This window comes from Dyadobacter sp. AC419 (assembly GCF_979253085.1).
In genome coordinates, this window is sequence record NZ_CEEDCD010000017.1 from 399,677 (window position 1) to 424,311 (window position 24,635).

Sequence of the window (24,635 nt, forward strand, 5' to 3'; positions counted from 1 at the left end):
CCACTTTATCAAAAGGCGGAACCTGAAACGGCGTGTTATATGCTGTTAAAAATGGATTCGAAATTTCCTGCGGCATAATGGAATGATCATTGGAATGCCTGAAACATTCCGATTGCGTGATTAAATTTTCAGCACGCAATTTATCATATTCAACGATTAGTTACAAGAAGGTAGTCTTAATTGGCTGCGATGGCATTTTCCGCAACATTATTTCTGAGCATCGAGTCCCGAGGAAACGGCGGCTAATATCAGCTTCTGCTCCTCACTAAGGCCTTTTTTGAACCAAACTTTCCCATTGTTAAGTGTTGAAACGGCTCCGATAATCTTTCCGTCCAGCTGGAATCCATAACCGTAGACGTCATTCTGGGTCAAAAAGCTCGATGAGCCTTCCAGTTCGCAAATGCCCGCAATGTCAATCTGCATATGCCGCGAGCGCGCAAAACCAACTGTTTTATTTTTGTTCAAACTTCGGCTCGAACCGTCGACATTGTGGACGATAAAGTCCCACGCTTCATCGCTGTTTGCCGGCTTAACAGATCCTGCGAAGTAATTTTTGTATTTAAGCGCAATCGAAAAATGATCCTGCAAAGGTTCATACTCTGTTTCCTTAAAGCGGCTGACAAGTGCAACCTCGGCAGATTTCCCGTCCGGCCCGAACTGCTGAAAGCTCAATTTTTCCTTTGCGCCATTAAATTTCACAATAAACGGAACCGAGTAACCGGAAGTCCAGCCGCGCTTCACCTTGCTTGTTTTATAATCTCCAAACGAAATCACCTGCCCGATTTGTGAGCCCTGACGGCCCTTAACCGTGTGAGTTTCGGTTTCATTTTTTAGATCATTGTCAACGGCAAGCTCAGCAGTCCGGCAAGAAAACGCAGCAACGGAAATAATGCCCGCGAAAAGAGTTGATTTTGTTAATTGTAAAGCGGATCTGAAAATTGGATTCATGGCTAATAAATGATTTTTTATTAGCCAGAAACCAGAAAACGGTCAAAGGTTGCAACCAGGAATGACAGAATTTGTGAGCGGCGCGAAAGGGCGTTAAGAGGTGAAAAACGATCGTTTCCCGAATAGGAGGCCCCTCCGGCGCCAAACAACACGGATATTTTATTTCCTAGAAACAGGAAGCCGCTCCGCGGCTAGCAGGCTGCCGCCTGCTGGCTCGCAATGAGTTGCCCCGGAGGGGCATTCTGTTTTCTAGCACGTTTGTTATTTGCAAGACGCAAGCCCCGGCGGGGCTTCCTGTTTCTAGCAAGGTCGTTACTTGCGCGACGCAGGCTCCCGAGGAGCTTCCTTTTGACATCATTTCACCCCCTTAACCTTCATCTTCAATCCATAAACGGCCGTTTCAGCAGTAATGAAAAGCAAATCGTTATTTTTTCCTCCGAAACAAAGATTCGCCGTCCAGCCATTATGAATTGGAAAATGCGCGATCTGCTGGCCTGTTTTGTCAAAAACCGTAACGCCTTTTCCTGTAATGTAGAGATTTCCTTCCGCGTCCAGGATCATTCCATCGGAACCCTTTGAAACGAAAAGCGTGCGGTTGGCAAGCGTGCCGTCATTCTGAATGTCGTAAACGTAGGTTTTGTTATCGCCAATGTCGGCTATGTAAAGCTTTTTGCCGTCTTTGGTGCCGATAATGCCATTGGGCTGCTTCATTTTTTCATCAACGCGGATCAATTTTTTCGTTTCCGGATTGAGATAATAAACGTGCTGCCCATCCTGCTGCATAGCTGGATCACGCTTCCAGTAATCGCGCTTGTACATCGGGTCGGTCAGGTAAATTCCGCCCTTTGGATCGATCCAGAGGTCATTTGGACCATTTAGGAGCTTTCCTTCATAGTCTTTTACCAAAACGGTTGGCTTGGCATTTTTATCAAAAGACCAAACTTGATTGTCTTCATCCGAACAAGCAACGAGGTTACCCGCCTTGTCGAAATACATGCCGTTAGCACGACCTGCGTTGTCCGAAAAAACACTGAAATTGCCGCTTTCCGCGTCCCAGCGAATGATTTTGTTATTGGGCTGATCTGTAAAAAATACATTGCCATCTTTGTCGGCAATCGGTCCCTCGGTAAATTTGTAACCGTCACCGAGTTTCTCAACCTGCGCGCCGGGCGCTACTATTGACTTTGAATCCATCATTTGTGCTGAAAGTAAGGCCGGAAAGAGCAATGCTGCTATTCCGGTCAGAAAGAATAAAAACCTGCTGATTTTTTCATATCAAAACAATGCCGGGCGAAGTTGGTCCCGGTTGCTTTAAAAGTCTGCAAGTGGCGATTCCTTACTTATGCAACGCGCGAAGGCGCAATGCCGTAAAGCTTTACCAGCCCGCAGTAGCTGCCGGTAGGCATGTTAAAGTAGTCAATATTCGAGCGTGACTATCGTCAGATTACCAGAATCTCAACTGTGAAATTCAAAATTTCGTCTTGGCGTAGTACAGTTAATTCAACCGTGTCTAAAGGACGTTTTCTTGCGGTAAGATCAATCAACTCAACCATTGAATTTACTGGCTGTAAGTCAACGGTAATAATTATGTCATTTCGTTTAATACCCGCGGCGAAGGCGCTTCCTAAGACAGTATTGTCGAGCACTTCAACATTGATTCCTCCATTAAGGCAAGGAGATCCACCCAATCCTATGAAGGGTCGCAAAATAGCGCCCTTTGCAATTAACATTTCTCCAATTTCTCTATTACGTCGGCTGAATGCAAGTTTTGCCGCAGTCCAGCCATTTTTGTTCTGGAAATGTATGTCTGCGCCATGCTCTATTAATAGTTGAGATATTTTATAGTTGGCATGTAAGATACTGTGTATCAAAATTGTGCTATCGCTATTCTTACCAATCATGGTGTTGACGCAAGCGCCGTGGGCTATGAACGCACGCGCTACTTCTAACAATCCATTCATAGCACACAAAGCTAGTGGTGTGTGCCCGTTATTGTCTTTTAAATCAATTTCGATTCCTGCCGCCATTAAAATGTTAATGATCTCAATGTCCTTCTCAATAGTGATTTTTTGAGCTGAAATCAGGTGAAGTAAGTTTCCACCTTGCAGGTAACTATCTTGAAGGTATCGCGAATTGGCAAACCCTCCTTTATTGATCACAGACTGAACTAGCTGTGGATCTTTCATACTCACAGCAAATTTTAAAATTGATTGCTCCTCTGTTCCTTTGTAACTACCTGAATGGACTTTCCTGAACTTTGTAAGATTCGCGTCCGTAATTCCCTTTAAGAAATCATTTACTAAGCTCATCCACTGTAATGTCGTAGGACTATCAGGAACATCATAATCTTCGAATGCTGCCCGTTCGGTCAGATCAAAAAACAACTCGTTTGACAAATCTTTGATATTCATGACTGAAAGGAGTGTTTTCAGCTTTGCCAACGAAGCTCTTTGAACGCAATGCCGTAGGATACTGTCCGGATTCTTGATCTTTTCAATAATCCCAGCTTTAATGAACAGCTCAAATAGTTCATCTGAACGATGTCCGGAAAATGATCTTTTGAATCCTTCTGTATTGAAATTTAGGCCCGCAGATTCTATTTTTTTGAGAGCAATGTCAGAAGGAGCATTTGTCATTCGGCTTGAAAGATGTTGTGGCTACTTTTTGTAATTCTCAGCAAATTTTGGGTCACTATCGCTCCCATAAACTGATATATTGCATTAGAGGAATAGTCTAAAAATATTGGGACGGTGGATAGAACCGTGTGGAAACTTTGTATGCATTTCCATTATTCGATGTAGTTTGATCGGTAACATACAAGGATGCCGGATCATAATCTCCAAAACCAGTATTATTCACAAGCACATCAATTTTACCAAAATGCTGCACCGCATCAGCCACAGCTTTATAAATCTGTTGCTTATTAGTCACATACAAGCTGGATAGGGAGAATCTGATCGGGGAACTGCTGAACGAACTCGTCTAATTGTTGTGTATTGCGTGCTGTGGCGGCAACTTTATCGCCATTTTTTAACACCGCTTCCGTAAGGCTTTTTCCCAATCCGCGGGAGCTGCCAGTAATAAACCAAATCTTTGTCATCGTTTTTTTGTGTTTTAACTAAGACAAAGGTCGGCAGGAACGGGAGGTGCAGCTTTGTTGAAAAGCTCAAAGTTGGTTTGTTGAGAAGCTCACAGCATGTTCAGCATTCCCACAAATCCATTCGTGTAACATTCGTGAATCCGTGGCACACCCAAAAAAACAAGGTGCCAAACTAGACACCTAAGTTTACGGAATCAACCGTTGCTGACTTTTTCCCAGCCCTTGGAAAAACTTCCGGGCACGAGCAGTTTGTTCCGGAAACAGGTCTCGGTCGCCAATTTCCCTCAAAATTTGTCTTTAAGAACTCGGCCTGCTCTTCCGGGTCGGTTGGAATTTCTCGAAGTTGTCTTTCTTTGGTTTCCATATATTAAAGTTAAAAATTATTTCTTGAATAAAAGAATGGCATCGTACATACGACCGGGGATAAAAAGCTCAGTTACAATGTTCTGACCTAATTTAATGAATCCTCCTAAAAACCAATAGTACAAGCTCAGTTCTTCAAAATTTCTCTCAACATACTTACGGTAAAGCGCTATTCTTTGATGAGCCTTTCTGCAACTGCTCATGCAACGCTTTGAACAAGACTTTCTGCAATTTTCAGCAAACTTTGGATCACTATCGCTGCCCTGCACAGAAATTATCGCGTTAGGAAAATTCTCAAAAAAAGTGGGGACGGTGGATAGAACCGTGCGGAAAACTTTGTAGGCATCTCCATTATTCGATGTCGTTTGATCGGTAACATACAACGATGCCGGATCATAATCTCCAAAACCCAGATTATAAACGTTCCTATCCTCGAACTGTTGAATGTAGGTGTACTGAACCGTCTTAACAATGACTTTGTGACCGTTGCTTGAAAAGATAAATTTATAGCCAGCAGATAGTTTGATTCCTTCAACATTGTACGAGTCGGATAAATTTGCCATTCACAAGGGTCTGGATTGAAATGGCGAAATGTAAAAAGCCGAAACCAAGAGCTGCTAATTGGTTTATCCATCGGTTTGTGGCATTTATCAATCGGTTTAGGGTTGTTATGATCTTAATGACTTTCGGCCAAATCTTCCCAAATTTCCAACTGCGGACTTTTCCTTAACTCTGCGACAGGTTCAATAATCAACCTATCATCTTGGAAACGAACCACAATGTGGTCGCCATAATCAAAGCCTAAATTTTTCAACCACTCGCCACAAAGTTTGATTTCCGGGACGAACTTTGAGTTCCACTGTGAAGTTTGTTGAAATTTAGAATAGATTTTCAGAAGGCGTGGCTTGCGCATATTGAAAGTTTTAAGTTAGGTTTTCGATACATTCATATTGTTTTTCTATATAAAGCTACTGATATACTGTCGAAATTACAAAGCAGTATGCAGAAATTCTATATAGATCATTGCCTATTCTAAATTTATATCCTGAAAAGCGGGAATATAATGACAGAATTAGGTCTATATCTGGGAAGAAAATCTATCAATAAGGCGGAGATTTCACGTAAAACTGGAATTAGCGCTTCAAGGCTTAGCGAATTGACTTTGAAAGAAGGTTCTCATTTGAGGGCTAAGGAGCTTTACCTAATTGCGCTCGCTATGGATGTCGATCCCTGTGATTTGCTTAAAGCAGTTTTCAAAGATGTTGAGCTTCCTAAATCTTGAATAAAATTGAACTTCAAAAACTCGTAGGAAAGAGGATAATTCAACTCCGAACAGAAAAGGGTTGGAGTCAATCCGATCTTGCCCGAGCTTGTGAAAAAGATAGGCAATCTATTGAAAGAATTGAGAATGGGAAGGTTTCGCCTTCACTTTATTCGCTGTACGAAATCGCTTTGGCGCTGGGGGTTCGATTGGAGGAATTGATACGGTTGGTTGATCAGTGAGTGAAGATTGTCCACCTTAATGTACCGATAATTCTAGTTTTTTCCCAAACCAATTTCTAGAATTCGGTAAAGAGTCGAGAGCTGAATGTCTGTATGACCGTTTTCAATTCTTGAAATAAAGCTTTTTTTTGCCCCTATTTTATTTGCAAGCTGCTCCTGTGTCAGTCTCGCTAGTTTCCTTTCTTCTTTTATGATTTCTCCAATCATGAATGCTTTCGCTTTCAATTCAAATTCCACTCGCTCTTTTGTTCCAGGTGCGCCGTGGTAACGGGTGAAATGTTCCTCCGCTGAAGTTATATGCAGGTTCTCGTTCATGTCATTTTCTTTCAAAATATTCTTTCATTAACCTAACGGCAAGTTGTATTTCTTCCGAGGGTGTCTTCTGGCTTTTCTTTTGGAAACCGTTGAAAAGAACGACGACCTTACCTTTATCAAAGCAGCAGAAAATCCGAAAAATATTACTTCCAACCTCGATCCGTAGTTCGTAAAGACCTTTTTTGCCCTTCGATATGTTTCAGAAATTTTTCTGGCATTCTATCAATATGCATTAAAAGATAAATTACGTGGTCGATTTTATCTCTTACTTTTAAGGTTTGCTGTTGATAGAAACTGTCAAAATAGGTTTTGTAAAATACGAGTTCCCGTACTTGTTCCATTGAATAGTGTGTTGTGTAAAGTTAACTTAAAATATAACATTCGGCAAAAATCACCTTCCCTTGACCACGCCATCAATCTCCCCCAACAACGATTTTACCCCAGTCGAATCCTGCATCAATTGCCAAATCATCACCCCACCAACCTTCTGTTTAGCCAATTCAGCCTTTTTCCGGATAGTCGGCAATCCATTATAATATACTATCCCACCATTCAAATGCATCTGATCCTGATTAACAGAATCGGGATATTGGCGGAGAATGTTTTTGTAGGACATACTTTCCGGAGCAGTTCCTCCGAAGCCGTAGCCGTAGAACGGGACGCCGAGGGTTAGTTTTTTTCTGGGCATTTTGCGGGTTTCAAGCCAGTATTGGAGATCTTCTTCGGCCATAGAGTAGGGAGCGTGCGGGCCGGGTTTGTCGGGGCGCCATGGGCCGGTGCGGTCGTAGGACATGATGTTGACGAAATCGAACTGCGCTAAGGCTTTATCGGTGAACTGGCTTTTGTAAACGGTGGCTATGGCGGCTGTGATGAGCTTGCTTTTTCCCTTTAATGCACTTGCGAGGTCGATTACAAAGTTTTCGTAGTTCGTGTCGATCAGGTCGCCTTCAAGGTCTACGTCGATGCCGTCGAGATTGTTGTTGACTGCAAGATTTACGAGGTCATTGATCAGCTTTGTTTTCTTTTCCCCGGTCAAAAACGAAGGATAGTATTTCGGAGCGCCGCCTCCGCCGATGGAAGCCATGATTTTCACATTTTTGGAATGCGCCAGTGCGGCGACTTCTTTAAGATTTTCAGTTCCGGTGAGATTACCAAGCGAGTCCGGATTGATGAATGCAATATACAAATGCGTTATTTTCACGAAATCCACCTGATTGGCTGCGGCCACCAAATCCGTCCGGTTGTGCAGATAACCTATCACTTTAAAGCGATTATCTGTTTCCGTGTTTTTAGAAACGGTGACACCTTTCTTACTGCAACTTGTACTTAATGCAAGCATCACCATGACGGCGGAGATGCTTTGTTTGAACAACTTCGGGACGATCATGGTGATGCGTTACTTAATTAATTTTTATTTTCCTGCCAACATAATCTTTGCGCCGCCTTTGCGAATGGATTCGTAAACCGCGTCGACTACAATCATATCCTTCAATCCTTCGGCGCCACTTACATTCGGATCGGGCTTGTTGTTGAGGATAATGTCGGCGATTCCGTCCATTTGCAGGGTTTGGTGCGTTACCACGGGCTGGTTCATTGGGCCATTGTGTGTCCGGCCTTTGATCGGGCCGTAGCTGAATGCGGGGCTGAGTTCCACGAAACCTTTTTCGCCGATCACATACAGTCTTTCGTAGTTGTTGAAATTGTAAGTTGTGCCGCAACTTGCGACCACACCGCTCGGGAAGCCGAGCTGGAACATGATCGTTTCGTCCACTTCCTTGAATTTCACCGGATCAGTTTTGGTTTCCTGCGCCGTTACCCAAATCGGCTCTTCGCCGGTTGCATAGCGCGCTCCGTTTAATGCATAAATGCCTACGTCCATCATCGCTCCGCCGCCAGCCAATGCTTTTTTGAGTCTCCACTGATTGGGATCGCCGGATTTGAAACCCATATAATTGTTCACATGCATGATTTTGCCCAACTCGCCCGCCTCCCGCATACGGATCAGTTCGCGGGTGTGCGGCTCAAAATGCATGCGGTAACCAATGTAAAACTTCACTCCGGCCTTCTCACAAGCGGCGATCATTTCACGGGTTTGTTTGGCATTGTCAGCAACCGGTTTTTCGCAAAGCACATGTTTTCCAGCTGCGGCGATTTGCAAAACGTGCTTGTAATGCAATGAGTTAGGCGTGGTGATGTATACCAAGTCAATGTCCGGATTGTCCTTGATCTTGCTGACAGTCTCGTAGTTGTAAGTGTTCTTTTCGGGAATGTTGTATTTCTTTTTCCAGTCTTCCAATTTGGCGGGCGTGCCGGAAACAGCGCCAACCAATGTTGCCATTTTGCAATCTTTCATCGCGTCTGCCACGCGGGTTCCGTAACTGCCAAGTCCCATAATGGCGACGCGTAATTGTTTATCCGCTTTTGGGCCGGAGTAAAGCTCGCGGGCGGCAGCCGGAAGGTCGGAGAGGGCCGTGGCGCCAATTCCTAATGTCAGTTTTTGAAGAAAATCTCGACGAGAATCCATAGTAATGAGTGTTATTTATTGATAAAAACTTTTGCGCCGTTTTTGCGAAGCGATTCATAAATGGCATCAATGACGAGCATATCCTTCAAACCTTCTGCGCCAGTTACGTTGGGATCTGGTTTTCCATTCAGGATTGCGTCGGCGATTCCGTCTAATTGGTAAGCCTGGTGATTTACGTCAGGCTGGTCGATTGCGCCTTTGTGTGTAGTTCCGCGAATGGGGCCGTAGCCAAATGCCGGGTTCATGTCCGCCCAGCCTTTTTCGCCCATCAGGCGCAGCATTTCTACATGATTGAAATTATAAGTGCAGCCGCAGTTGGCGATAATGCCGCTCGGAAAGCCTAATTGAAATGTAACGGTTTCATCCACATCTTTAAATTTGACGGGATCGGTTTTAGATTCCTGCGCCGTAACCCAAACCGGCTCTTCGCCAGTGCAGTAACGCGCTCCATTTGTAGAATAAACCCCAACGTCCATCACTGCGCCGCCACCAGCCAAGTTCTTTTTCAATCTCCACTGCGTCGGATCGCCGATCTGGAAACCAGCATAGTTATTGACGTGCATGATCTTGCCAAATTCCCCGGCTTCCCGCATTCTGATCAGTTCTTTGGTGTGTGGCTCAAAATGAAGACGGTAACCAATGTAGAATTTAGCTTTCGCCTTCTCGCAAGCCGCGATCATTTCCCTGGCTTGCTTTGCATTATCCGCGACGGGTTTTTCACAAATCACATGCTTTCCGGCTGCCGCAACTTGCAATACATGCTTGTGATGCAGTGAATTAGGCGTAATTACATACACAATGTCAATATCCGGATTATTCTTGATCTCGTGCAGATTTTCGTAGTTGTACACATTCTTGTCCTCAATCCCATATTTCTGTTTCCACTCCGGGATTTTGGACGGCGTGCCTGTCACGATTCCCACCAGTTTCGCGGTTTTACATTCTTTCATTCCGCGAGCCACAATGTTCGCATATCCGCCGAGACCCATTAATGCGACGCGGAGTTGTTTGTCGGTACTCGGGGCGTCGGTTGAAAAAGGCGCTGATATCGCAGGCGTGAGGTCAGTGAGCGTGGCCGCTCCGATTCCGAGTGAAAGCGTTTGTATAAAATCACGACGGGAATTCATAGGCAGTTGTTAAGGTGTTGGAACAACTGAGAAAGTTAAGAAAAGCGTTTATCTCCTTATGTTATACCAGATATGCCTCAGGAGTGACAACTTGTATGATTGCCTGCTTGTAGTCTTTGATATTTCTGGTGATCAGGATTCTTATATTATTTTCAATCGCTGTATTGTATTGGATGGCATCTTCAAAATCTGTAAATAATGACACGATGGCCCGATCAATAATTTTCTCATTTACAGCTAAAATGGTAACCAGTGTTCTGAATTGTGCGATAAGGAGCGTAGGTTCTTGGGCGCGATACTGCGCGTGCAGGACATAATGGATATTGGATATCGAAAGCGCTGAAATGCAAATTTCAATTTGACGTTTTTCCGCTAATGAGAACAGACGTTCGGCGAAAATATTGAATGGTTTCCTGCCAGATAGCAAATCGATGCATACATCTGTGTCGACGAAGACTTTTTCCACTGCTATTTTGAGTATTTATTTAGTATGTGTTTTTTGTAATCTGCTTTTTCATCAAAGTCCTCGGGAATCGTTATTATTCCTGAAAGACTTTTAACAAATGGAGTGACTTCCTCAGATTTATCACCTGCGGTGGTCACAAAATTTAGATAATTTTCGATCAGCTGTGAAAGGCTAACCTTCTTTTCCTTCGCGTAACTTTTTGCCTTTTCAATCGTATTTGTATCGAGTCGCAACGTAAGCTTGGTATCCATAATGAGTTATATCGAGTGCACGTCTAAATTTAAATATTTGTACGTACAAAACAAAAAAAGCCCCCGGATTTCCGGAGGCTTTGTGATTCAAGGTTTACGCTTAATTATTTGACGGTCAATGTGCGTTCAGTTTTTTGTTCCGATAGTTCGAAGGATTTGGACTGAATTTCTTTGCCGCTGATGACGTCCAGTTCGTATTTACCCGCATCCATTTGGTCCATGTTCAATGTGCGACCGAATTTTTGGTTGTCTTTGCTGACAGTTTCGCGGTAAATCACATTACCAGCTTCATTTTTAAGTAAGATCACCGTGTTCGCGTCGTTGTCGGCTTTGTTGACCAACACATTGATCTTGCCTGTTTTGGTTGGATAAATTCCGGTTCCTAATGATGCTGATTTCTTAGTTTCTTTATCTTCTGCGTTAGCAGCGAAAGAAGAAGCGATAAATGCGAATGCTAATGCGAAAGTTTTGATTGAAGTTTTCATGGCTAATTTATGTTTATGGCTGTTGTTTTTATTTTCTTTTGTCCTTGATGACATTACAAAGGTGGGGTAAAGCATGGTACTATGCATAACAAAGTACAGGAGTGGAAATTTTAGGTGAATGAATGGTTGATATCTGTCATGAGTAATTAAATGGTTGGTGATGTTTGGCTCAATGATGGGCTAAGCACCCGGAATGTTGCTTCTTGATATGTTAATAAGTGTTAAAAAAAACGGCTCGCTGCAATGCAGGAGCCGTTTTGAGTTATTACCGATATTTGTGACGAACTATTCCTTCTCAACAAAATTCATATCCTTCGTAAAAGTTTCTTCCAAATAATAGAGGGCAAGCAACGCAACCATGGAAGTGGCAACGCCAATGAGCAACGCGCTTTGGATCACGCCGAGGTCTGGTTTGAAGTTTACAAACAACGCTGCAAGTGGAATGGTCGCGCCCCGGACAAAATTCGGAACTGTGGTGGCGACGGTTGCCCGCAAGTTGGTTCCGAAAAGTTCGGCTGCGATGGTGATAAATAATGTCCAGTAACCGTTGCAAAAACCAAGCAATGCACACATTAAATAGAATGTAAACAAATCGAGCGTTGGAATCATCAGGTAACTGATCATCATGATCAACGACAGGATGATAAACAGGCCAATGACGCGCTTCCTGCTTTTTGAGATACTGACTTAATAACCCACTGAAAATATCACCAAAAACCTGTCCTGAAAATGCCAGCATAACCGCCTTTCCAGCATTAATTCCCTCAATGCCTTTTGCTGCGCCAAATTCCGGTGAAAACGTGATCAGAATTCCAACTACAAACCAGATCGGCAGACCAACCAGAATTGCCATCATATATTTGCCAAAACGCTTACCATTGGTCAGGATCATCATCACATTTCCCCGGTCCACCGTTTTTTCCTTCACCTGCTTGAACATGCCTGATTCGAATACGTTAAATCTCAAAATCAGCAGAAGCAGTCCCATTCCGCCACCAACGAAATAGGAAATCCGCCAGGCAAACAAGTCAGCCACAAAATAGGCCAGGATAGCACCCAAGACGCCTAATGTAGCAACCAATGTAGTTCCGTAACCGCGTATTTCTTTGGGTAAAACCTCGGTTACCAACGTAATTCCAGCACCCAGCTCACCGGCCAGTCCGACGCCGGCAATAAAACGCAGCAATGCATATTGATCAAGGGAAGTAACAAATCCGTTGCCAATGTTGGCCAATGAATACATGATAATGGAGCCGAAAAGCACGGATAACCGACCCTTTTTGTCTGCAATTATGCCCCATAAAACACCGCCTATGAGCATTCCAGCCATTTGAAAATTCAGCAGCCTGATGCCTTCGGTCAGTAACTGGTCAGTCGGCACATTCAATGCTTTCAAACTCGGCACGCGCACTACGCTGAACAAAAACAGGTCATACATATCGACCAAATAGCCCAATGCAGCCACAATAACCGGCACTTGCATGAGTTGGGAAAGTAGAGTAGGGCGAGGGTTAGGAAGTTCAGACATGATGGTTTGGTTTACTTTAAAAGCTACAATCTATCAATCAACATTCCGCCATCCACGCCGATTACCTGACCGGTGGAATAGGGGAAATCACCTCTTGTTAACGATGCGACGGCTTTTCCAACGTCGTCCGGGGTGTCCCAGCGTGGTTGTAATGCGATGCCGCTTTGGAACAGGTTATCATATTTTTCCTGCACTTTGGAAGTCATATCCGTGGCAATAATGCCTGGGCGGATTTCGAAAACCGGAATGTTGAATTCAGCCATACGAACGGCAAAAAGCAGATTGGTCATTGCCAGACCTGACTTTGAAATGCAATATTCACCACGATTAATAGAAGCAACCGTTGCCGAAATGGACGTTACGAAAATGATCGTCGCTTCAAATGCATGGTTATTCTGCTTAGCGTGCGCCATTCTTTTTGCAATCGCTTGGGTTAGGAAAAATGGCCCTTCCAGGTTGGTTTGCATGACTTCCTGAAAGTTTTCCGTCGTTGTTTCAAGAATGTCCAGTCGTTCGCGAGGCGCTATTCCAGCATTATTTACCAAAATATTGATTTGCCCAAAAACAGAATACGCTTTCTCAACAATCGCCTCACGATCAGCGGCATTGGCAATGTTTCCCTGGCAATAAACCACTTCCGCGCCCAGATTTCGTAATTCGTTAAGAGCTTCGGCTGCGCCTGCTTCGTCGCGTACGCCGTTAATTGCCAGGTTATAGCCTTCATTAGCAAGCGCTTTCGCTATTCCAAAACCGATTCCACGACTTCCGCCGGTGATGAGTGCGGTGTTTTTCATAGTTCCTCAATGTTAACCCACTGACGTTTTTCCCAGCTTTCAATGCCCTTTTCTGCCAGCTGAACCCCGCGCGCACCCGCTTTCAAATCCCAAGGGAATGGCGTGTCTTTTACAATGTGTTTCAGAAATAGCTCCCATTGCGCTTTGAATGCATTGTCAAAAATCTCTTGCTCAGGCACTTTTGACCAGCCTTCAAAAAATGGAATGGGTTGTGGAATATCCGGATTCCAGACTGGTTTTGGCGTGTTTCCGTAATGTTGCGTGTAGCAGTCGCGCAAGCCCGCAACTGCCGAACCGTGCGTTCCGTCGACCTGCAATGTTAACAGATCGTCGCGGCGGACGCGGACGGTCCATGAAGAGTTGAATTGAGCAATTACATCGCCTTCCAGCTCGAATGTGGCATAACAAGCATCGTCGGCTGTTGCTTTGTAAGGATTGCCATTTTCATCAATACGCTCTGGAATGTGCGTGGCGCCGAGGCAGGAAACAGCTTTTACCTTACCAAAAAGATTATCCAAAACATATCTCCAATGACAAAGCATATCCACGATAATGCCGCCGTCGTCTTCTTTCCGGTAATTCCAGGAAGGACGCTGCGCCGGAATACTATGGCCTTCAAAAACCCAGTAACCGAACTCTCCACGCACAGAAAGGATCTTTCCAAAAAAACCATTTTCCATCAAGCGCTTCAATTTCAGCATGCCGGGCAACCAGAGCTTGTCCTGAACAACGCCGTTTTTCAAACCGGCTGCCGTTGCCAGCTCATATAATTCAAGTGCTTCCTCAGTCGTTGTGCCCGTTGGTTTTTCACAATAAATGTGCTTTCCAGCCAGAATTGCCTTCTTAACCGCAGCCGCACGTCGACCAGTAACTTGCGCATCGAAATAGATCTGATATTGCGGATCGGACATGACCGAATCCAGGTCGGTTGTGTATTTGGCAATTCCGGACTGTTTGCAAAGCGATTGCAGCTTGCTTTCGTTACGTCCAACCAAAATCGGATCAGGCATAATCACTTCGTCGGCCGAAATTTTCACGCCTCCCTGTTCGATAATAGCTTTTATAGAGCGCAACAAATGCTGATTCGTGCCCATACGGCCCGTCACGCCGTTCATGATAATGCCAATGTTATGTGTAGTCATGTTTTTTATTTAAACAGTTTTCAAAAATGCCTCTGTAATTTCTCCTAAAAACAAATGTTGATCCTTGGCCCAATGAATGTTTGAGAAAATCTCAACTTCACAAAAACCATTAAAACCAGTCGCTTCAACCCATCCGCGGATCTTTTTTAGATCAATGCATCCTTCACCCATTAACCCGCGGTCATTCAGCATGTCAATGGTGTTGACTTTCCAGTCGCAAACGTGATAAGCAAGCAGATTGCCATTTGCTCCGCAGCGGGCAATTTCTTTTTCGAGATCACCATCCCACCACAAATGATACACATCCACCGCCACGCCAACGAACGGCGAATTGAAATATTCAGCCATATCATTCGCCTGCGCCAATGTGTTAATCGCCGATCGATCAGCAGCATACATCGGATGCAACGGCTCAATGGCCAGCTTCACTTTCAGTTTTTCGGCCAATGGTAAAATGGCGGCAATGCCTTCCTTAATCTGTTCCCTGGACTTTTCCATCGACTGATCGGGCGATGCGCCGCAAACCAACACGATCATGGGAGCACCCAAAGCTGCGGCTTCTTCGAGTAACTTCCGGTTGTGATCAATGGCCTGCGCACGTCCCGCGCTGCTCGTATGCGGGAAAAATCCGCCACGAACGTAAGAGACGATTTCTAGCCCAGCAGATCGGATCAGCTCTCCGGCACGGTGAGGGCCGATCCGTTCAGTTGCATTCTGCCAGACACTTATTCCTTTTACACCTGCCGCGGCGTAATTTTCCACCGCCTCCGAAAGCTCCCATGGCTTCGTAGTAATGGTGTGGATGCAGCAGCGGTCTAATGTTATATCCTGAATGTTGCTCATTTTACAGCGCCTAAATAATTGTAATAAGGCAAACCCTTGTTGATGCGGTCCACATAAAGCGCCACTTCCCGGGCATGGTAATCGCCCCACATGCTGGACTCTCCGCAAGGGATTTTTTGTCCCGCAGGAATGTTGTCCCAGCCATTCGGACGGTGATAAATGGAATGCAGGATCAATCCCTGATGCGTCGGATCAGTCGATAAATAAGGCTCTGCAAACAGCGAATCCAATGCGGTTAAGCCTGCCTGCCAGTATTTATTGCCTTGATCCGTTTCTCCTTTATCATTCAAATATTTTCCCAAACGAAGTAAACCTTGTGCGCCTATGGCTGCTGCGGAGCTGTCTATCGGTTCAAATTCGTTGTAAGGATCCGAAGTTCTGGATGTGTAATCGCCTAATTTGTGAAGTTGCGGCGCGCCGGTGTCCCAATAAGGGATTCCGTCTGATGCCGTGTTATCAATGTAAAAATCGCAGGTTGCTTTGGCGCCTTTTAAATATATTTTTTCAATTTCTGCCCTGCCTCCCAAAGGTGCGAGTTCTTCGTCTGAGAATGCGGATAGTGATTCAAGTTGTTCTGCAAAGCCGGCCATAGCCCAGGCCAGTCCGCGTGTCCAGGTTGTGAAACCCGAGAAGCCTTGCTGGGAATTGGGGCAGCGATAATTGCCATCATTAGTGTTAAATACACTTTCATGCGCCGTGCGGCCCCAAATGTCGTAACTGTCACGACCTTCCCCGTAGTAAACGGCATATTTGGCAGTTGCGATCGAGTGCAATGTTCCGCGTTCCAGCAAGCTGGTTTTTACATCATTTTCACCCATTAAGCTGTGGCCGAGCAAATGCGAAACCATCAGCGCACGCACCGAACGGATTGTGTCCACAAATAAGGAATGCGGACCATTGAATGAATGTATAAAGCCCTGACCGTCTTTGGTGTTAGTCCATCTTTTCGCCTGAACTGCTCCCGAGATTTTCAGCGCGATCTCGTAAAAGTTGCGCTCCCATTCATTTTCCTCAATCCGGCCTTCATTCATCAGGCGCAAAAGATTTCCGTAAGTGCTGACATTGTTAAAACCATGGTCGTGCACGCCGAAGTGGCCCACATGCGACGCCATGCTGTTCACAGTATTGTTTTTGGCACTATTCAGAAATTCCGTTTCTCCTGTTGCGTCGAATTGCAAAACTTCGGCACCAAACTGAAAACCCTGCGTCCATTCTGTCCAGCCGCGCAAGGTGTATTTTCCATTCACGGTGAAAACCGGTGTTCCTTTGGAGTTGTCGTATTCCCTTGAAATGAGATTGATTTTTTCGGCGGAAAGCGCCCAGAGCCTGTCAATTTTCGGTTGAAGCGATGCGGCAGTAATATCGTTGCGAATCTGCATAGTGGATATCGATAGTATTATTTAGCCATTTTATTTTTGGATAATACAAAGATATCTGCGCGCCTAGCTGGGTGCAAGGTACATTTTGGGTATTAAATGGTACTTTTCCGAACATGGTCCCGATACTCATTTGGGGTGAGTCCTGTTTTCTTTTTGAAGATCCGGCTGAAATAAGAAGGGTCGTCCATGTGAATGTGGTAACCTATTTCCTTGCTGCTCAGATTCGTAAAAACGAGCAGGCGCTTGGCTTCCAAAAGCAGTTTATCCAGAATGTATTCCTGTGAAGGCGTCCCGAGATATTTCTTAATGATCTTACTCAAATAATCCGGCGACACAGAAAGTGCCTGCGCATACTGCTGAACTTCATGCATTTGCCTGAAATTCTTTTCAACCAATTCCTGAAAGCGTCCGACGAGCTCGGGAACAGTCTGCAAAGCTGATTCGGCAGATTCAATGTGACTTGGAGCCAGAAAAGCACATTTTTGAAGCATTAAGCCCAAATATTTTCCAATCATAGTCTGATCCGTTTCTGCATTTAAATGATCAGAAACCATGTTTTCCATGATGTTGTGGAAATAGCGCTTTTCAGTTTCAGAAAGCGTAATAATGGGTTGTCTTCGTGCAGGCTGAAAAAACGGAAGCTGCGAAAGGGACGGATTTACAGGATTATAGAATGTGTAAAAATCTTCTGAAAAGGCAACAATGTAACCTTGGAATGAGGTCGAGAATGTAAGCAAATGCACTTGTCCGGGAGTCAGAAAATGTAATCCCGCGCCTTGAATGTTGTAGGAATGAAAATCAATTTCGTGGAATCCGACTCCTTCTTCAATAAACAGAATTTCATAATAAGTATGTCGGTGCGGCGCGTCCGTGGGAAGCGGCGTAATCGGCAATGAGACAGGCGATTCTCGTTGCACGCCATTGCTGTTTTTGAAACGATAAATCTTTAATGCAGGAACCTGATTAGGCGTTTTCGGCAGCGAATGGACAGGGATTGCATCGGAGACAAAAGCCATGAATGATGTTTTTTTCAAATGCATTAACCTTTGGAAAAGCGGCTAAAACCAGAAAACTACCAGAGTAAAAAGCCACAATTGGCAGAATATTTAATATCACGGGTGACATTTTCTACTTTTACATTGTTGGTCAGTAACACAGTCTGCAACAAATTATCCAATTCAATTTCAACAGGTGAATCAAGAAACCAAAAGCGGCCAGATATTCGATCTTCCTACATTAAGACGGTTATATGCGTTCGTTCGGCCATATGAAAAGCAGTTTTTTCTGCTGATCGCAATTATCTTACTAAATGCCCTGCTTGCGCCACTGACGCCTCTTTTAATCAAATATACCATTGATACGCCCATTGCGAATGGCGATTATTCACAACTGACAGTGATGATCATCATTATGGTGGTCGTAACGATTTTTCAAGGGCTTGCGCAATTTTGGAATACATATATGTCGGGCTGGCTTGGGCAATATATTATTCGCGACATAAGGGTTCAGCTTTACGAAAAGATCATCGGACTGCGGCTCAAATTCTTCGATAACACGCCAATTGGCAGGCTTGTAACCCGCACCATTTCGGATGTCGAAACGCTTTCTAATGTTTTCAGTGATGGAATGGCTGCCATTGCAGGTGATATTTTACAACTCGTGCTGATCATTGCAGTGATGTTTTACACGGACTGGAAACTGTCGGTTATCAGCTTGTCCACCATTCCTTTAATGTTGTTTTGCACTTATGTTTTTAAGGAAAAAATCAAAGATTCCTTTAATGAAGTGCGCGCTGCGGTCTCCAATCTCAACTCTTTTGTTCAGGAGCATTTGACGGGAATGGGCATTGTGCAGATTTTCAGCAGTGAAGACATTGAATACAAAAAATTCACAGAGATCAATAAAGTGCACCGCGATGCCAACATCCGGTCTATTCTTTACTATTCCATCTATTTTCCGGTTGCGGACGTGATCGCTGCTGCGGGAACGGGACTTGTTGTCTGGTATGGCTCAAAGCAAATTCTGAATGCAGAAGTTACATTCGGGACCGTTACTGCATTTGTTATGTTCATCAACTTGTTTTTCAGGCCAATCAGACAATTAGCAGATCGGTTCAACACATTGCAAATGGGCATTGTGAGCACGGACAGGGTTTTGAAAGTGCTTGATAGCGACGAGTATACATCCAACAATGGCACATTTTCACCGGAATCGATCAAGGGAAATGTGAAATTTAAAGACGTTTGGTTTGCTTATAATGAAGAAGAATATGTTTTGAAAAACATTAATTTCTCTGTTGAAAGCGGTCAGACCATTGCATTTGTGGGTGCAACAGGCGCTGGAAAATCTTCCATTATCAACTTGCTAACCCGTTTTTACGACATTAACAAAGGCAACATTTATGTGGATGATGTGGAAGTGCACGATTATGACCTGAATGCGCTTCGTAAGCACATTGGTGTAGTTTTGCAAGACGTATTTCTGTTTTCTGACACCATTGAAAACAACATTAGGCTCGGTGACAGCAGCATTACGCATGAAAAAATTGTCGAAGCTGCCAAGCTCGTTGGCGTGCATGAATTTATTGAAAGGCTTCCCGGCGGTTACACTTATAATGTAATGGAAAGGGGTGCGACGTTATCCGTGGGGCAGCGCCAGCTCATTTCATTTGTGCGCGCGATGGTGCATGAGCCTGAGATTATCGTGCTGGACGAAGCCACTTCTTCTGTGGACAGCGAAACTGAGGAATTGATTCAGAAAGCGATCGAGAAACTGATGAAAGGCCGCACCGCCGTTGTGATTGCGCACAGGCTTTCAACAATTCAGGAAGCAGATAAAATTATCGTTGTCGATAAAGGAGAGATTGTTGAGGAGGGAAATCACGAGCAATTGCTTGAAAAAGAGGGCTTTTACGCAAACCTTTACCGAATGCAGTATAAAGAAGTTTTGAAGATCTAGTTGATCGCAAACTAAGTGACAACAAAAAAGCCTTTCCAAATTTAAATCGGGAAAGGCTTTTTTTATACTTAATTCCTGCCTCCAGTGTCCAGTGGGGATCGGCGGCGGGCCTATTAAGAAATCGTCTTCGTCATTCCTTTTCGCAGGCGTGCTATCGCCGTCAATGCCGAGCGAATCGCTTGATGCCGGAGCCCATTGTGTTGGGCAATTGTAGTTTTTAGAAACTTTAAATGATGGTTTCGGGAAAGGGCCGGGTTCAAGCGCCAGCGATTTATCCCTGTAAATTTTCTCTAAAAAGCTTCCGACGATCGGCAATGCGGTTTTGGCTCCTTCACCCAAATCCGTTGACCGGAAGTGAATGCTTCTGTCGTCGCCTCCAACCCATGCGCCTACAACCAGATCGCGCGTAATGCACATAAACCAGCCGTCAGAGTTATTGGATGTTGTTCCTGTTTTGCCGCCCAGTTCGTTGCCGTTTTTCGTAACATCGAATTTCCAGCGCAGGCTTCCTGATGTTCCACCCGGCTCTTCCACGCCGCCTCTCAACATTTGAACCATTAAAAAAGCCGATTCTTCGCTGATGGCCTGACGGTGTTCCGGCTGGAATTCTTCGATCACTTTGCCGTTGCTATCTTCGATTTTTGTTACCAAAATCGGCTTTGTATATGTGCCATTATTCACAAACACGCCATATGCCGCCACCATATCATAAAGCGAAACATCAAATGGCCCAAGTCCAATAGATGGAAGTGCCTTTAATGGCGTGGTTATGCCCATTTTCTTCGCATAACGAGCCACATTTCCAGGACCAACGCGGTCTGTAAGTTCAGCTGTAACCGAGTTAATGGATTGTGCCAGCGCGCGACGCAAAGTCATGCTGGCATATGAGAATGAGCCGGTTGCGTTTCTGGGCTTCCATTCCTTTTGCTCGCCGTCTTCCATATATATTTTTTCAAAAGGCTTATCCACGATCTGGTCGCAAGGCGACATATTGAACGTGGAATCGTCGATCGCAGTGGTGTAAACAAACGGCTTGAATGTTGATCCCGGCTGTCTTTTGCCTTGTTTTACTGCGTCATATTTGAAATAATTATAGTCCAAACCGCCTACCCAGGCCTTAATCTGCCCGGATTGCGGATGCATCGCCATCATCCCCGCCCGTAAAACACGTTTGTAATAATCCAGCGAATCCATCGAACTCCAGTATTTCTTCATTTCGCCGCTGTTCTTCCAATCGTACACGGTCATCGTGTCCTTCTTGTTGAGATAATATTTGATACTATCCGGCTGATTAGGGAATTTGGCTGCGAGTGATTTGTATTTGCTGGTCCGTTTTACAACATTATCCAGGAAGTCGGTAATTTCTTGTCCCTGCTCGTCACGCCACGGATTCTGGTTCCGCCAGTGATCTTCGAAAACGCGCTGTAATTGCTTCATCTTCTGCGTCATAACAATCCTGGCAGCCTGCTGCATGCGGGAGTCAATGGTTGTGTAAATTTTCAAACCATCTGTATAAAGATCATAACCATTTTCTTCGCCCCATTTTCTGACAAAATCAACAACTGCGTTTTTGAAATAATTGGCGTTGCCGTCGTAAGGCGTTTCAAACTTGGTTTTCAATTCAATAGGCAGAGCACTAATAGAATCCGCTTCTTTGGCCGATATGTAGCCATATTTTTCCATTTGATTGATCACCACATTGCGCCTTTCCAGCGAGCGCTTCATGTTACGGATCGGGTTATAGGTCGTGGTGGCTTTTTGCAAACCAACCAAAACCGCTGATTCCTGAATGTTCAGACTATCAGGCGATTTGCTGAAATAGGATTGTGCTGCCGTGTTGATCCCGTAAGTGTTGTTACCATAATCCACCGTGTTGAAATACATGGTCAGGATTTCTTCTTTGGTAAAATTCCTTTCCAGCTTAATAGCCGTCAGCCACTCTTTTGTTTTATAAATCAATGTTCCAAAACCCGGAACATAGCCTAGCACGCCTCTCGCGCCGGTTTTTCTGGTTTTGAAGAGTTTTTTTGCCAATTGTTGGGTGATCGTACTGCCACCTCCACGATCCGTTGCGCCGGTTATAATGCCAACCGCCACGCTCGCCATGGCTTTGTAATCGATTCCCGAATGCTTGTAAAAGCGCACGTCTTCTGTTGCAATAAGTGCCTTTACGAGGTTTGGAGAGATCATTTTAGCTGTAACCGGCGTTCTGTTCTCTGTATAAAACTTGCCGATCATGACGCCATCGGAAGTGTAGATTTCAGACGATTGCGCGACTTTCGGATTTTGCAGGTCTTCCACACTCGGCATGCTTCCCATTAACCACAGGAAGTTGGTTTCAACGCAAAAAATGTAAATCCCAAAAGCTAAAAATCCGTAAACGAAAGTTTTCCAGATTGTAACGACAGGCTTGTAATAAGGCGCATTAACATCGACCGTGGAATGCCACCAATCGCGTATCGACCTTTTCCTGGTCCGGTAAGAAAGGAAATATGCATCTGCCCGTTTCTTACCAATAACTAATGAAGTTAGCGTGTATGCAATGCGGTTGATGAATGTTGAAAGCTGTGTTCCAATGGATTGAAACAATGCGCGGATTTTATTAAAGAACGATCTGATAACTTCCATCAAACGTTAAGGTTCGTAAGAATTCAAAGATAAGAAAAGCCGGACATTTCTAAGTTAGTCCGGCTTTTTATGAATTAATTGATCAGGCTTTGTCGAATTTTAACGCAGCGCCATTCATACAATATCTAAGCCCGGTTGGCTTGGGCCCGTCATTAAAAACGTGTCCTAAGTGTCCGCCGCAAGTTCTGCAAACCACTTCCGTCCGGATCATTCCATGGCCCCGGTCAACGATTTCTTCCACATTGCCCGATGAAATGGGTTGAAAGAAACTTGGCCATCCTGACCCTGAATCATATTTCGTTTCGGAGCTGAATAATGGTGTGCCGCAGGCAGCGCAAACATAGGTTCCTTTTTCTTTATTGTCGTTATATGGGTGAGAAAAAGGCCGTTCTGTTCCTTTTTCGAAGAGTACAAAGCACTGTTGCCCGGTAAGCTCTTTCTGCCATTCTTCTTTGGTTTTTTCTACTTCTCTCATTTCAATTTGGTTTTAGATCATGGCAGCAATAAGATAATCGTACCATATCATTTATAAACGCAGTCGCTGCTTTTATCGTTTAGTGAAAATGCGTCTTATCCACGAATCTTCGGGTGGCCAGCATTTATTTTGCGATTCAGGTGGTCTGCGGAATAGTCCTGCCGATATGCCAAAATACAAATTAAACGCTTTCGGGTTGCCAATGTTCAGTAGTCCTGTCAAATGATCCGTCCCGATCCAAAGCGGTCCCGCACGTCCTGCCAATCCGATTGCCGGGGAACGATAACGGTTCATTAATGTAAGCGGAACCGATATTTCATACCATTTGTGTTCGTAACGCGGTGTAACAGAAACGACTGATTCGGCTTTCATGCCAAATGCGCTTCGCGGAACCAGATTTTGCACCGATAACCCGCTTACATAAACATTCGGTTTTACATTATAGTCAACGCTCGCCTGAAATGCTGCGGGCAAAACAGATTTGAAATTAGGGGCAAGCGGCGCTCCACCGTCCAGTGAGCTGTTTATCGCATTAAAAATTCCTTCCGAACCTTCCAATTTTTGGAACGTAGTCGTAACGCAATTCCTTATTCGGTGCTGTGGATTTCCTGCTGTAACACATACGCCGGATTTTTGAAATGAACCCGTCCTATGTCGGTCAGCGACACTGCAACACGATAGAGATATTTGTTTTTGGAAGCGTCGCGCTTGCGCTCGCCTTTTTCGGTGTAAGTGTATTTGTGCACATCCGGGCGATATTCGTAAACAGCCCCGACGTCGAAGCCCCAGCCGCTTCCGGGAGGCGCGCCGCCGATAAGCCAAGCAGGCGAGGGTTTAATGTTTTGGTAAAACCTTCATCGCGGGTTATGCCATATTTCACATTGATTTCTTCCACGCTCAAGATATTGGCGCTATGTTTTCCCAGGTTTCATCCGGTTTAATTGCGTAGGAAGACGCGTCAGATGATGGCATGTGCATTATAAAGTCCGATCAGTCTTTTAACTGTAACACCCACTTTGAGAAAGTCCGTTTCGTTATCAAAAACGGTTCCGCCCACTGTAAAAGCAACCTCTCCAAAACCGTTCAAATGCAATTTGCCCGACTGATTTTCAAAAACCGGTCCCTGCAACTCTTCTAATTGTGTAGTCTTGCTGATCAAGCGAGCCAAAGGTTCAGTTACACCGGATGTATTCAGCATGTAACGCGCCCGTGTTTGCAATTCCAACGCCAATTTTCCCTTTAAATAAATTGAACATTACAGACGGTAACCGGAAATCGCCTCCTGCATTTAGATATTTTTCGTTCCCGTTCAGCTTTTCGCTCAGATAGGAGCGCGGGAATTGAAGAACGCCTCTTTCGTTCCTATATTTATCGTTTACCGTGTTAGTAAGCAGGCTTAAAAAGGAGTAGGGAGCTTCGTATTTGACATGGTTGTTGGCAGTGTAAAACTGGGCTCCGACCACATTTACATAAAAGCTGTATCGGCTGTCTGCTACAAATGCTGGGTTGTGGTAAAGTGCATTGGTTCCTGCAAAGTTACTCATCGCGACACCTGGTAAATGCTGGGACATTGCCGTCCTGGAAAGCCCGAAAAACAGTGCAATTACAAGTAGTCTGTATTTAAACATAAGTTGGTGAAGACGTTGATGCGGGGTGCCAATCCGTGTGCAAAGAAAAGCTTAACTGCACGGATGAAGCGGCGCACGAAAAACGCGAAAGCGTTTCACGATAAATGCGAAAACTAGAGAACGGACAATGAGAGGCTCGGTTAATATCGGTTCGGCACAACCGAACGAGTAGGTTACA

General features: G+C 44.6%; 28 protein-coding genes and 2 pseudogenes. 3 read left to right on the forward strand and 27 right to left on the reverse strand.

The features are described 5' to 3' along the window. Positions 1 to 207: 207 nt before the first annotated feature. The 7 genes from AC0IYG_RS12150 to AC0IYG_RS12180 all read right to left on the reverse strand — a co-directional run bounded on the left by AC0IYG_RS12150 (position 208) and on the right by AC0IYG_RS12180 (position 5,324). Positions 208 to 948 (reverse strand): hypothetical protein, encoded by a 741-nt coding sequence (locus AC0IYG_RS12150; RefSeq protein WP_471711329.1) that lies wholly within the window; start codon positions 946 to 948, stop codon positions 208 to 210. Between the two features lie 354 nt (positions 949 to 1,302). Next, a complete protein-coding gene (locus AC0IYG_RS12155) occupies positions 1,303 to 2,142 on the reverse strand; it encodes an SMP-30/gluconolactonase/LRE family protein (RefSeq protein WP_471711369.1) in 840 nt (279 codons plus the stop codon). 245 nt (positions 2,143 to 2,387) lie between these two features. Further along, complete coding sequence (locus AC0IYG_RS12160; protein WP_471711330.1) at positions 2,388 to 3,584, reverse strand: ankyrin repeat domain-containing protein; 1,197 nt, start codon at positions 3,582 to 3,584, stop codon at positions 2,388 to 2,390. A gap of 97 nt (positions 3,585 to 3,681) precedes the next feature. Continuing rightward, the gene (locus tag AC0IYG_RS12165) at positions 3,682 to 3,879 is read right to left on the reverse strand and encodes an SDR family NAD(P)-dependent oxidoreductase (RefSeq protein WP_471711331.1); all 198 of its coding nucleotides are present in this window, start codon (positions 3,877 to 3,879) and stop codon (positions 3,682 to 3,684) included. Continuing rightward, positions 3,872 to 4,048, reverse strand: a complete 177-nt coding sequence (locus AC0IYG_RS12170) for an SDR family NAD(P)-dependent oxidoreductase (protein WP_471711332.1) — start codon at positions 4,046 to 4,048, stop codon at positions 3,872 to 3,874. The genes AC0IYG_RS12165 and AC0IYG_RS12170 overlap by 8 nt, the downstream gene beginning before the upstream one ends. Positions 4,049 to 4,428: 380 nt before the next feature. Next, positions 4,429 to 4,974, reverse strand: a complete 546-nt coding sequence (locus AC0IYG_RS12175) for a DUF6934 family protein (protein ID WP_471711333.1) — start codon at positions 4,972 to 4,974, stop codon at positions 4,429 to 4,431. Positions 4,975 to 5,087: 113 nt separating this feature from the next. After that, the gene (locus AC0IYG_RS12180) at positions 5,088 to 5,324 is read right to left on the reverse strand and encodes a SymE family type I addiction module toxin (RefSeq protein ID WP_471711334.1); all 237 of its coding nucleotides are present in this window, start codon (positions 5,322 to 5,324) and stop codon (positions 5,088 to 5,090) included. Positions 5,325 to 5,474: 150 nt separating this feature from the next. Here AC0IYG_RS12180 and AC0IYG_RS12185 point away from each other — a divergent pair, with 150 nt between their 5' ends. Both AC0IYG_RS12185 and AC0IYG_RS12190 read left to right on the forward strand, forming a co-directional pair. After that, entirely contained in the window at positions 5,475 to 5,693 is a 219-nt protein-coding gene (locus AC0IYG_RS12185) for a helix-turn-helix domain-containing protein (protein ID WP_471711335.1), read from the forward strand. After that, positions 5,690 to 5,914, forward strand: coding sequence for a helix-turn-helix transcriptional regulator (locus AC0IYG_RS12190; RefSeq protein WP_471711336.1), 225 nt, complete (start codon positions 5,690 to 5,692; stop codon positions 5,912 to 5,914). The genes AC0IYG_RS12185 and AC0IYG_RS12190 overlap by 4 nt, the downstream gene beginning before the upstream one ends. A 33-nt stretch (positions 5,915 to 5,947) precedes the next feature. Here AC0IYG_RS12190 and AC0IYG_RS12195 read toward each other — a convergent pair whose 3' ends face one another. The 14 genes and pseudogenes from AC0IYG_RS12195 to AC0IYG_RS12260 form a co-directional block, all read right to left on the reverse strand. After that, positions 5,948 to 6,244 carry a helix-turn-helix domain-containing protein gene (locus tag AC0IYG_RS12195; RefSeq protein ID WP_471711337.1) on the reverse strand — a complete coding sequence of 99 codons (297 nt, stop codon included), beginning with the start codon at positions 6,242 to 6,244 and terminating at the stop codon, positions 5,948 to 5,950. Next, complete coding sequence (locus AC0IYG_RS12200) at positions 6,231 to 6,425, reverse strand: type II toxin-antitoxin system RelE/ParE family toxin (protein WP_471711370.1); 195 nt, start codon at positions 6,423 to 6,425, stop codon at positions 6,231 to 6,233. Before AC0IYG_RS12200 ends, AC0IYG_RS12195 begins: the two co-directional genes overlap by 14 nt. Positions 6,426 to 6,620: 195 nt before the next feature. Further along, positions 6,621 to 7,616 (reverse strand): glycosyl hydrolase family 18 protein, encoded by a 996-nt coding sequence (locus AC0IYG_RS12205; RefSeq protein WP_471711338.1) that lies wholly within the window; start codon positions 7,614 to 7,616, stop codon positions 6,621 to 6,623. A gap of 24 nt (positions 7,617 to 7,640) precedes the next feature. Continuing rightward, positions 7,641 to 8,753, reverse strand: a complete 1,113-nt coding sequence (locus AC0IYG_RS12210; protein WP_471711339.1) for a Gfo/Idh/MocA family protein — start codon at positions 8,751 to 8,753, stop codon at positions 7,641 to 7,643. Between the two features lie 11 nt (positions 8,754 to 8,764). Next, positions 8,765 to 9,880 carry a Gfo/Idh/MocA family protein gene (locus AC0IYG_RS12215; protein ID WP_471711340.1) on the reverse strand — a complete coding sequence of 372 codons (1,116 nt, stop codon included), beginning with the start codon at positions 9,878 to 9,880 and terminating at the stop codon, positions 8,765 to 8,767. 61 nt (positions 9,881 to 9,941) lie between these two features. Next, positions 9,942 to 10,346, reverse strand: a complete 405-nt coding sequence (locus AC0IYG_RS12220) for a type II toxin-antitoxin system VapC family toxin (protein WP_471711341.1) — start codon at positions 10,344 to 10,346, stop codon at positions 9,942 to 9,944. Between the two features lie 2 nt (positions 10,347 to 10,348). Further along, entirely contained in the window at positions 10,349 to 10,597 is a 249-nt protein-coding gene (locus tag AC0IYG_RS12225; RefSeq protein WP_471711342.1) for a DUF6364 family protein, read from the reverse strand. Positions 10,598 to 10,701: 104 nt separating this feature from the next. After that, the gene (locus tag AC0IYG_RS12230; protein WP_471711343.1) at positions 10,702 to 11,082 is read right to left on the reverse strand and encodes a DUF3244 domain-containing protein; all 381 of its coding nucleotides are present in this window, start codon (positions 11,080 to 11,082) and stop codon (positions 10,702 to 10,704) included. Positions 11,083 to 11,367: 285 nt separating this feature from the next. Next, positions 11,368 to 12,610: pseudogene (locus AC0IYG_RS12235) on the reverse strand (MFS transporter). Positions 12,611 to 12,633: 23 nt separating this feature from the next. Next, a complete protein-coding gene (locus AC0IYG_RS12240) occupies positions 12,634 to 13,404 on the reverse strand; it encodes a 3-ketoacyl-ACP reductase (RefSeq protein ID WP_471711344.1) in 771 nt (256 codons plus the stop codon). Continuing rightward, complete coding sequence (locus tag AC0IYG_RS12245; protein WP_471711345.1) at positions 13,401 to 14,546, reverse strand: Gfo/Idh/MocA family protein; 1,146 nt, start codon at positions 14,544 to 14,546, stop codon at positions 13,401 to 13,403. Before AC0IYG_RS12245 ends, AC0IYG_RS12240 begins: the two co-directional genes overlap by 4 nt. Positions 14,547 to 14,555: 9 nt before the next feature. Continuing rightward, on the reverse strand, positions 14,556 to 15,389 hold the full coding sequence (locus AC0IYG_RS12250) for a sugar phosphate isomerase/epimerase family protein (RefSeq protein ID WP_471711346.1): 834 nt from the start codon (positions 15,387 to 15,389) through the stop codon (positions 14,556 to 14,558). Next, on the reverse strand, positions 15,386 to 16,768 hold the full coding sequence (locus AC0IYG_RS12255; protein ID WP_471711347.1) for a glycosyl hydrolase: 1,383 nt from the start codon (positions 16,766 to 16,768) through the stop codon (positions 15,386 to 15,388). The genes AC0IYG_RS12250 and AC0IYG_RS12255 overlap by 4 nt, the downstream gene beginning before the upstream one ends. Before the next feature lie 92 nt (positions 16,769 to 16,860). Continuing rightward, on the reverse strand, positions 16,861 to 17,784 hold the full coding sequence (locus AC0IYG_RS12260; RefSeq protein ID WP_471711348.1) for a helix-turn-helix domain-containing protein: 924 nt from the start codon (positions 17,782 to 17,784) through the stop codon (positions 16,861 to 16,863). A 175-nt stretch (positions 17,785 to 17,959) separates the two neighbouring features. On the opposite strand from AC0IYG_RS12260, the gene AC0IYG_RS12265 reads away from it, so the two are divergent. Next, positions 17,960 to 19,726: an ABC transporter ATP-binding protein gene (locus AC0IYG_RS12265; protein ID WP_471711349.1), complete on the forward strand. Its 1,767-nt coding sequence runs from the start codon at positions 17,960 to 17,962 to the stop codon at positions 19,724 to 19,726. A gap of 489 nt (positions 19,727 to 20,215) precedes the next feature. Here AC0IYG_RS12265 and AC0IYG_RS12270 read toward each other — a convergent pair. The 6 genes and pseudogenes from AC0IYG_RS12270 to AC0IYG_RS12295 form a co-directional block, all read right to left on the reverse strand. Beyond that, a pseudogene (locus tag AC0IYG_RS12270) lies at positions 20,216 to 22,354 on the reverse strand (transglycosylase domain-containing protein); the annotation flags it as partial. 82 nt (positions 22,355 to 22,436) lie between these two features. Next, positions 22,437 to 22,829 carry a peptide-methionine (R)-S-oxide reductase MsrB gene (msrB, locus tag AC0IYG_RS12275; protein ID WP_471711350.1) on the reverse strand — a complete coding sequence of 131 codons (393 nt, stop codon included), beginning with the start codon at positions 22,827 to 22,829 and terminating at the stop codon, positions 22,437 to 22,439. A gap of 72 nt (positions 22,830 to 22,901) precedes the next feature. After that, on the reverse strand, positions 22,902 to 23,387 hold the full coding sequence (locus AC0IYG_RS12280; protein ID WP_471711351.1) for a DUF5723 family protein: 486 nt from the start codon (positions 23,385 to 23,387) through the stop codon (positions 22,902 to 22,904). A 29-nt stretch (positions 23,388 to 23,416) separates the two neighbouring features. Next, the gene (locus AC0IYG_RS12285) at positions 23,417 to 23,668 is read right to left on the reverse strand and encodes a DUF5723 family protein (RefSeq protein WP_471711371.1); all 252 of its coding nucleotides are present in this window, start codon (positions 23,666 to 23,668) and stop codon (positions 23,417 to 23,419) included. A 119-nt stretch (positions 23,669 to 23,787) separates the two neighbouring features. After that, positions 23,788 to 24,027 carry a DUF5723 family protein gene (locus AC0IYG_RS12290; RefSeq protein ID WP_471711352.1) on the reverse strand — a complete coding sequence of 80 codons (240 nt, stop codon included), beginning with the start codon at positions 24,025 to 24,027 and terminating at the stop codon, positions 23,788 to 23,790. After that, positions 24,002 to 24,457 (reverse strand): hypothetical protein, encoded by a 456-nt coding sequence (locus tag AC0IYG_RS12295; protein WP_471711353.1) that lies wholly within the window; start codon positions 24,455 to 24,457, stop codon positions 24,002 to 24,004. Before AC0IYG_RS12295 ends, AC0IYG_RS12290 begins: the two co-directional genes overlap by 26 nt. Between the last annotated feature and the right edge of the window lie 178 nt (positions 24,458 to 24,635).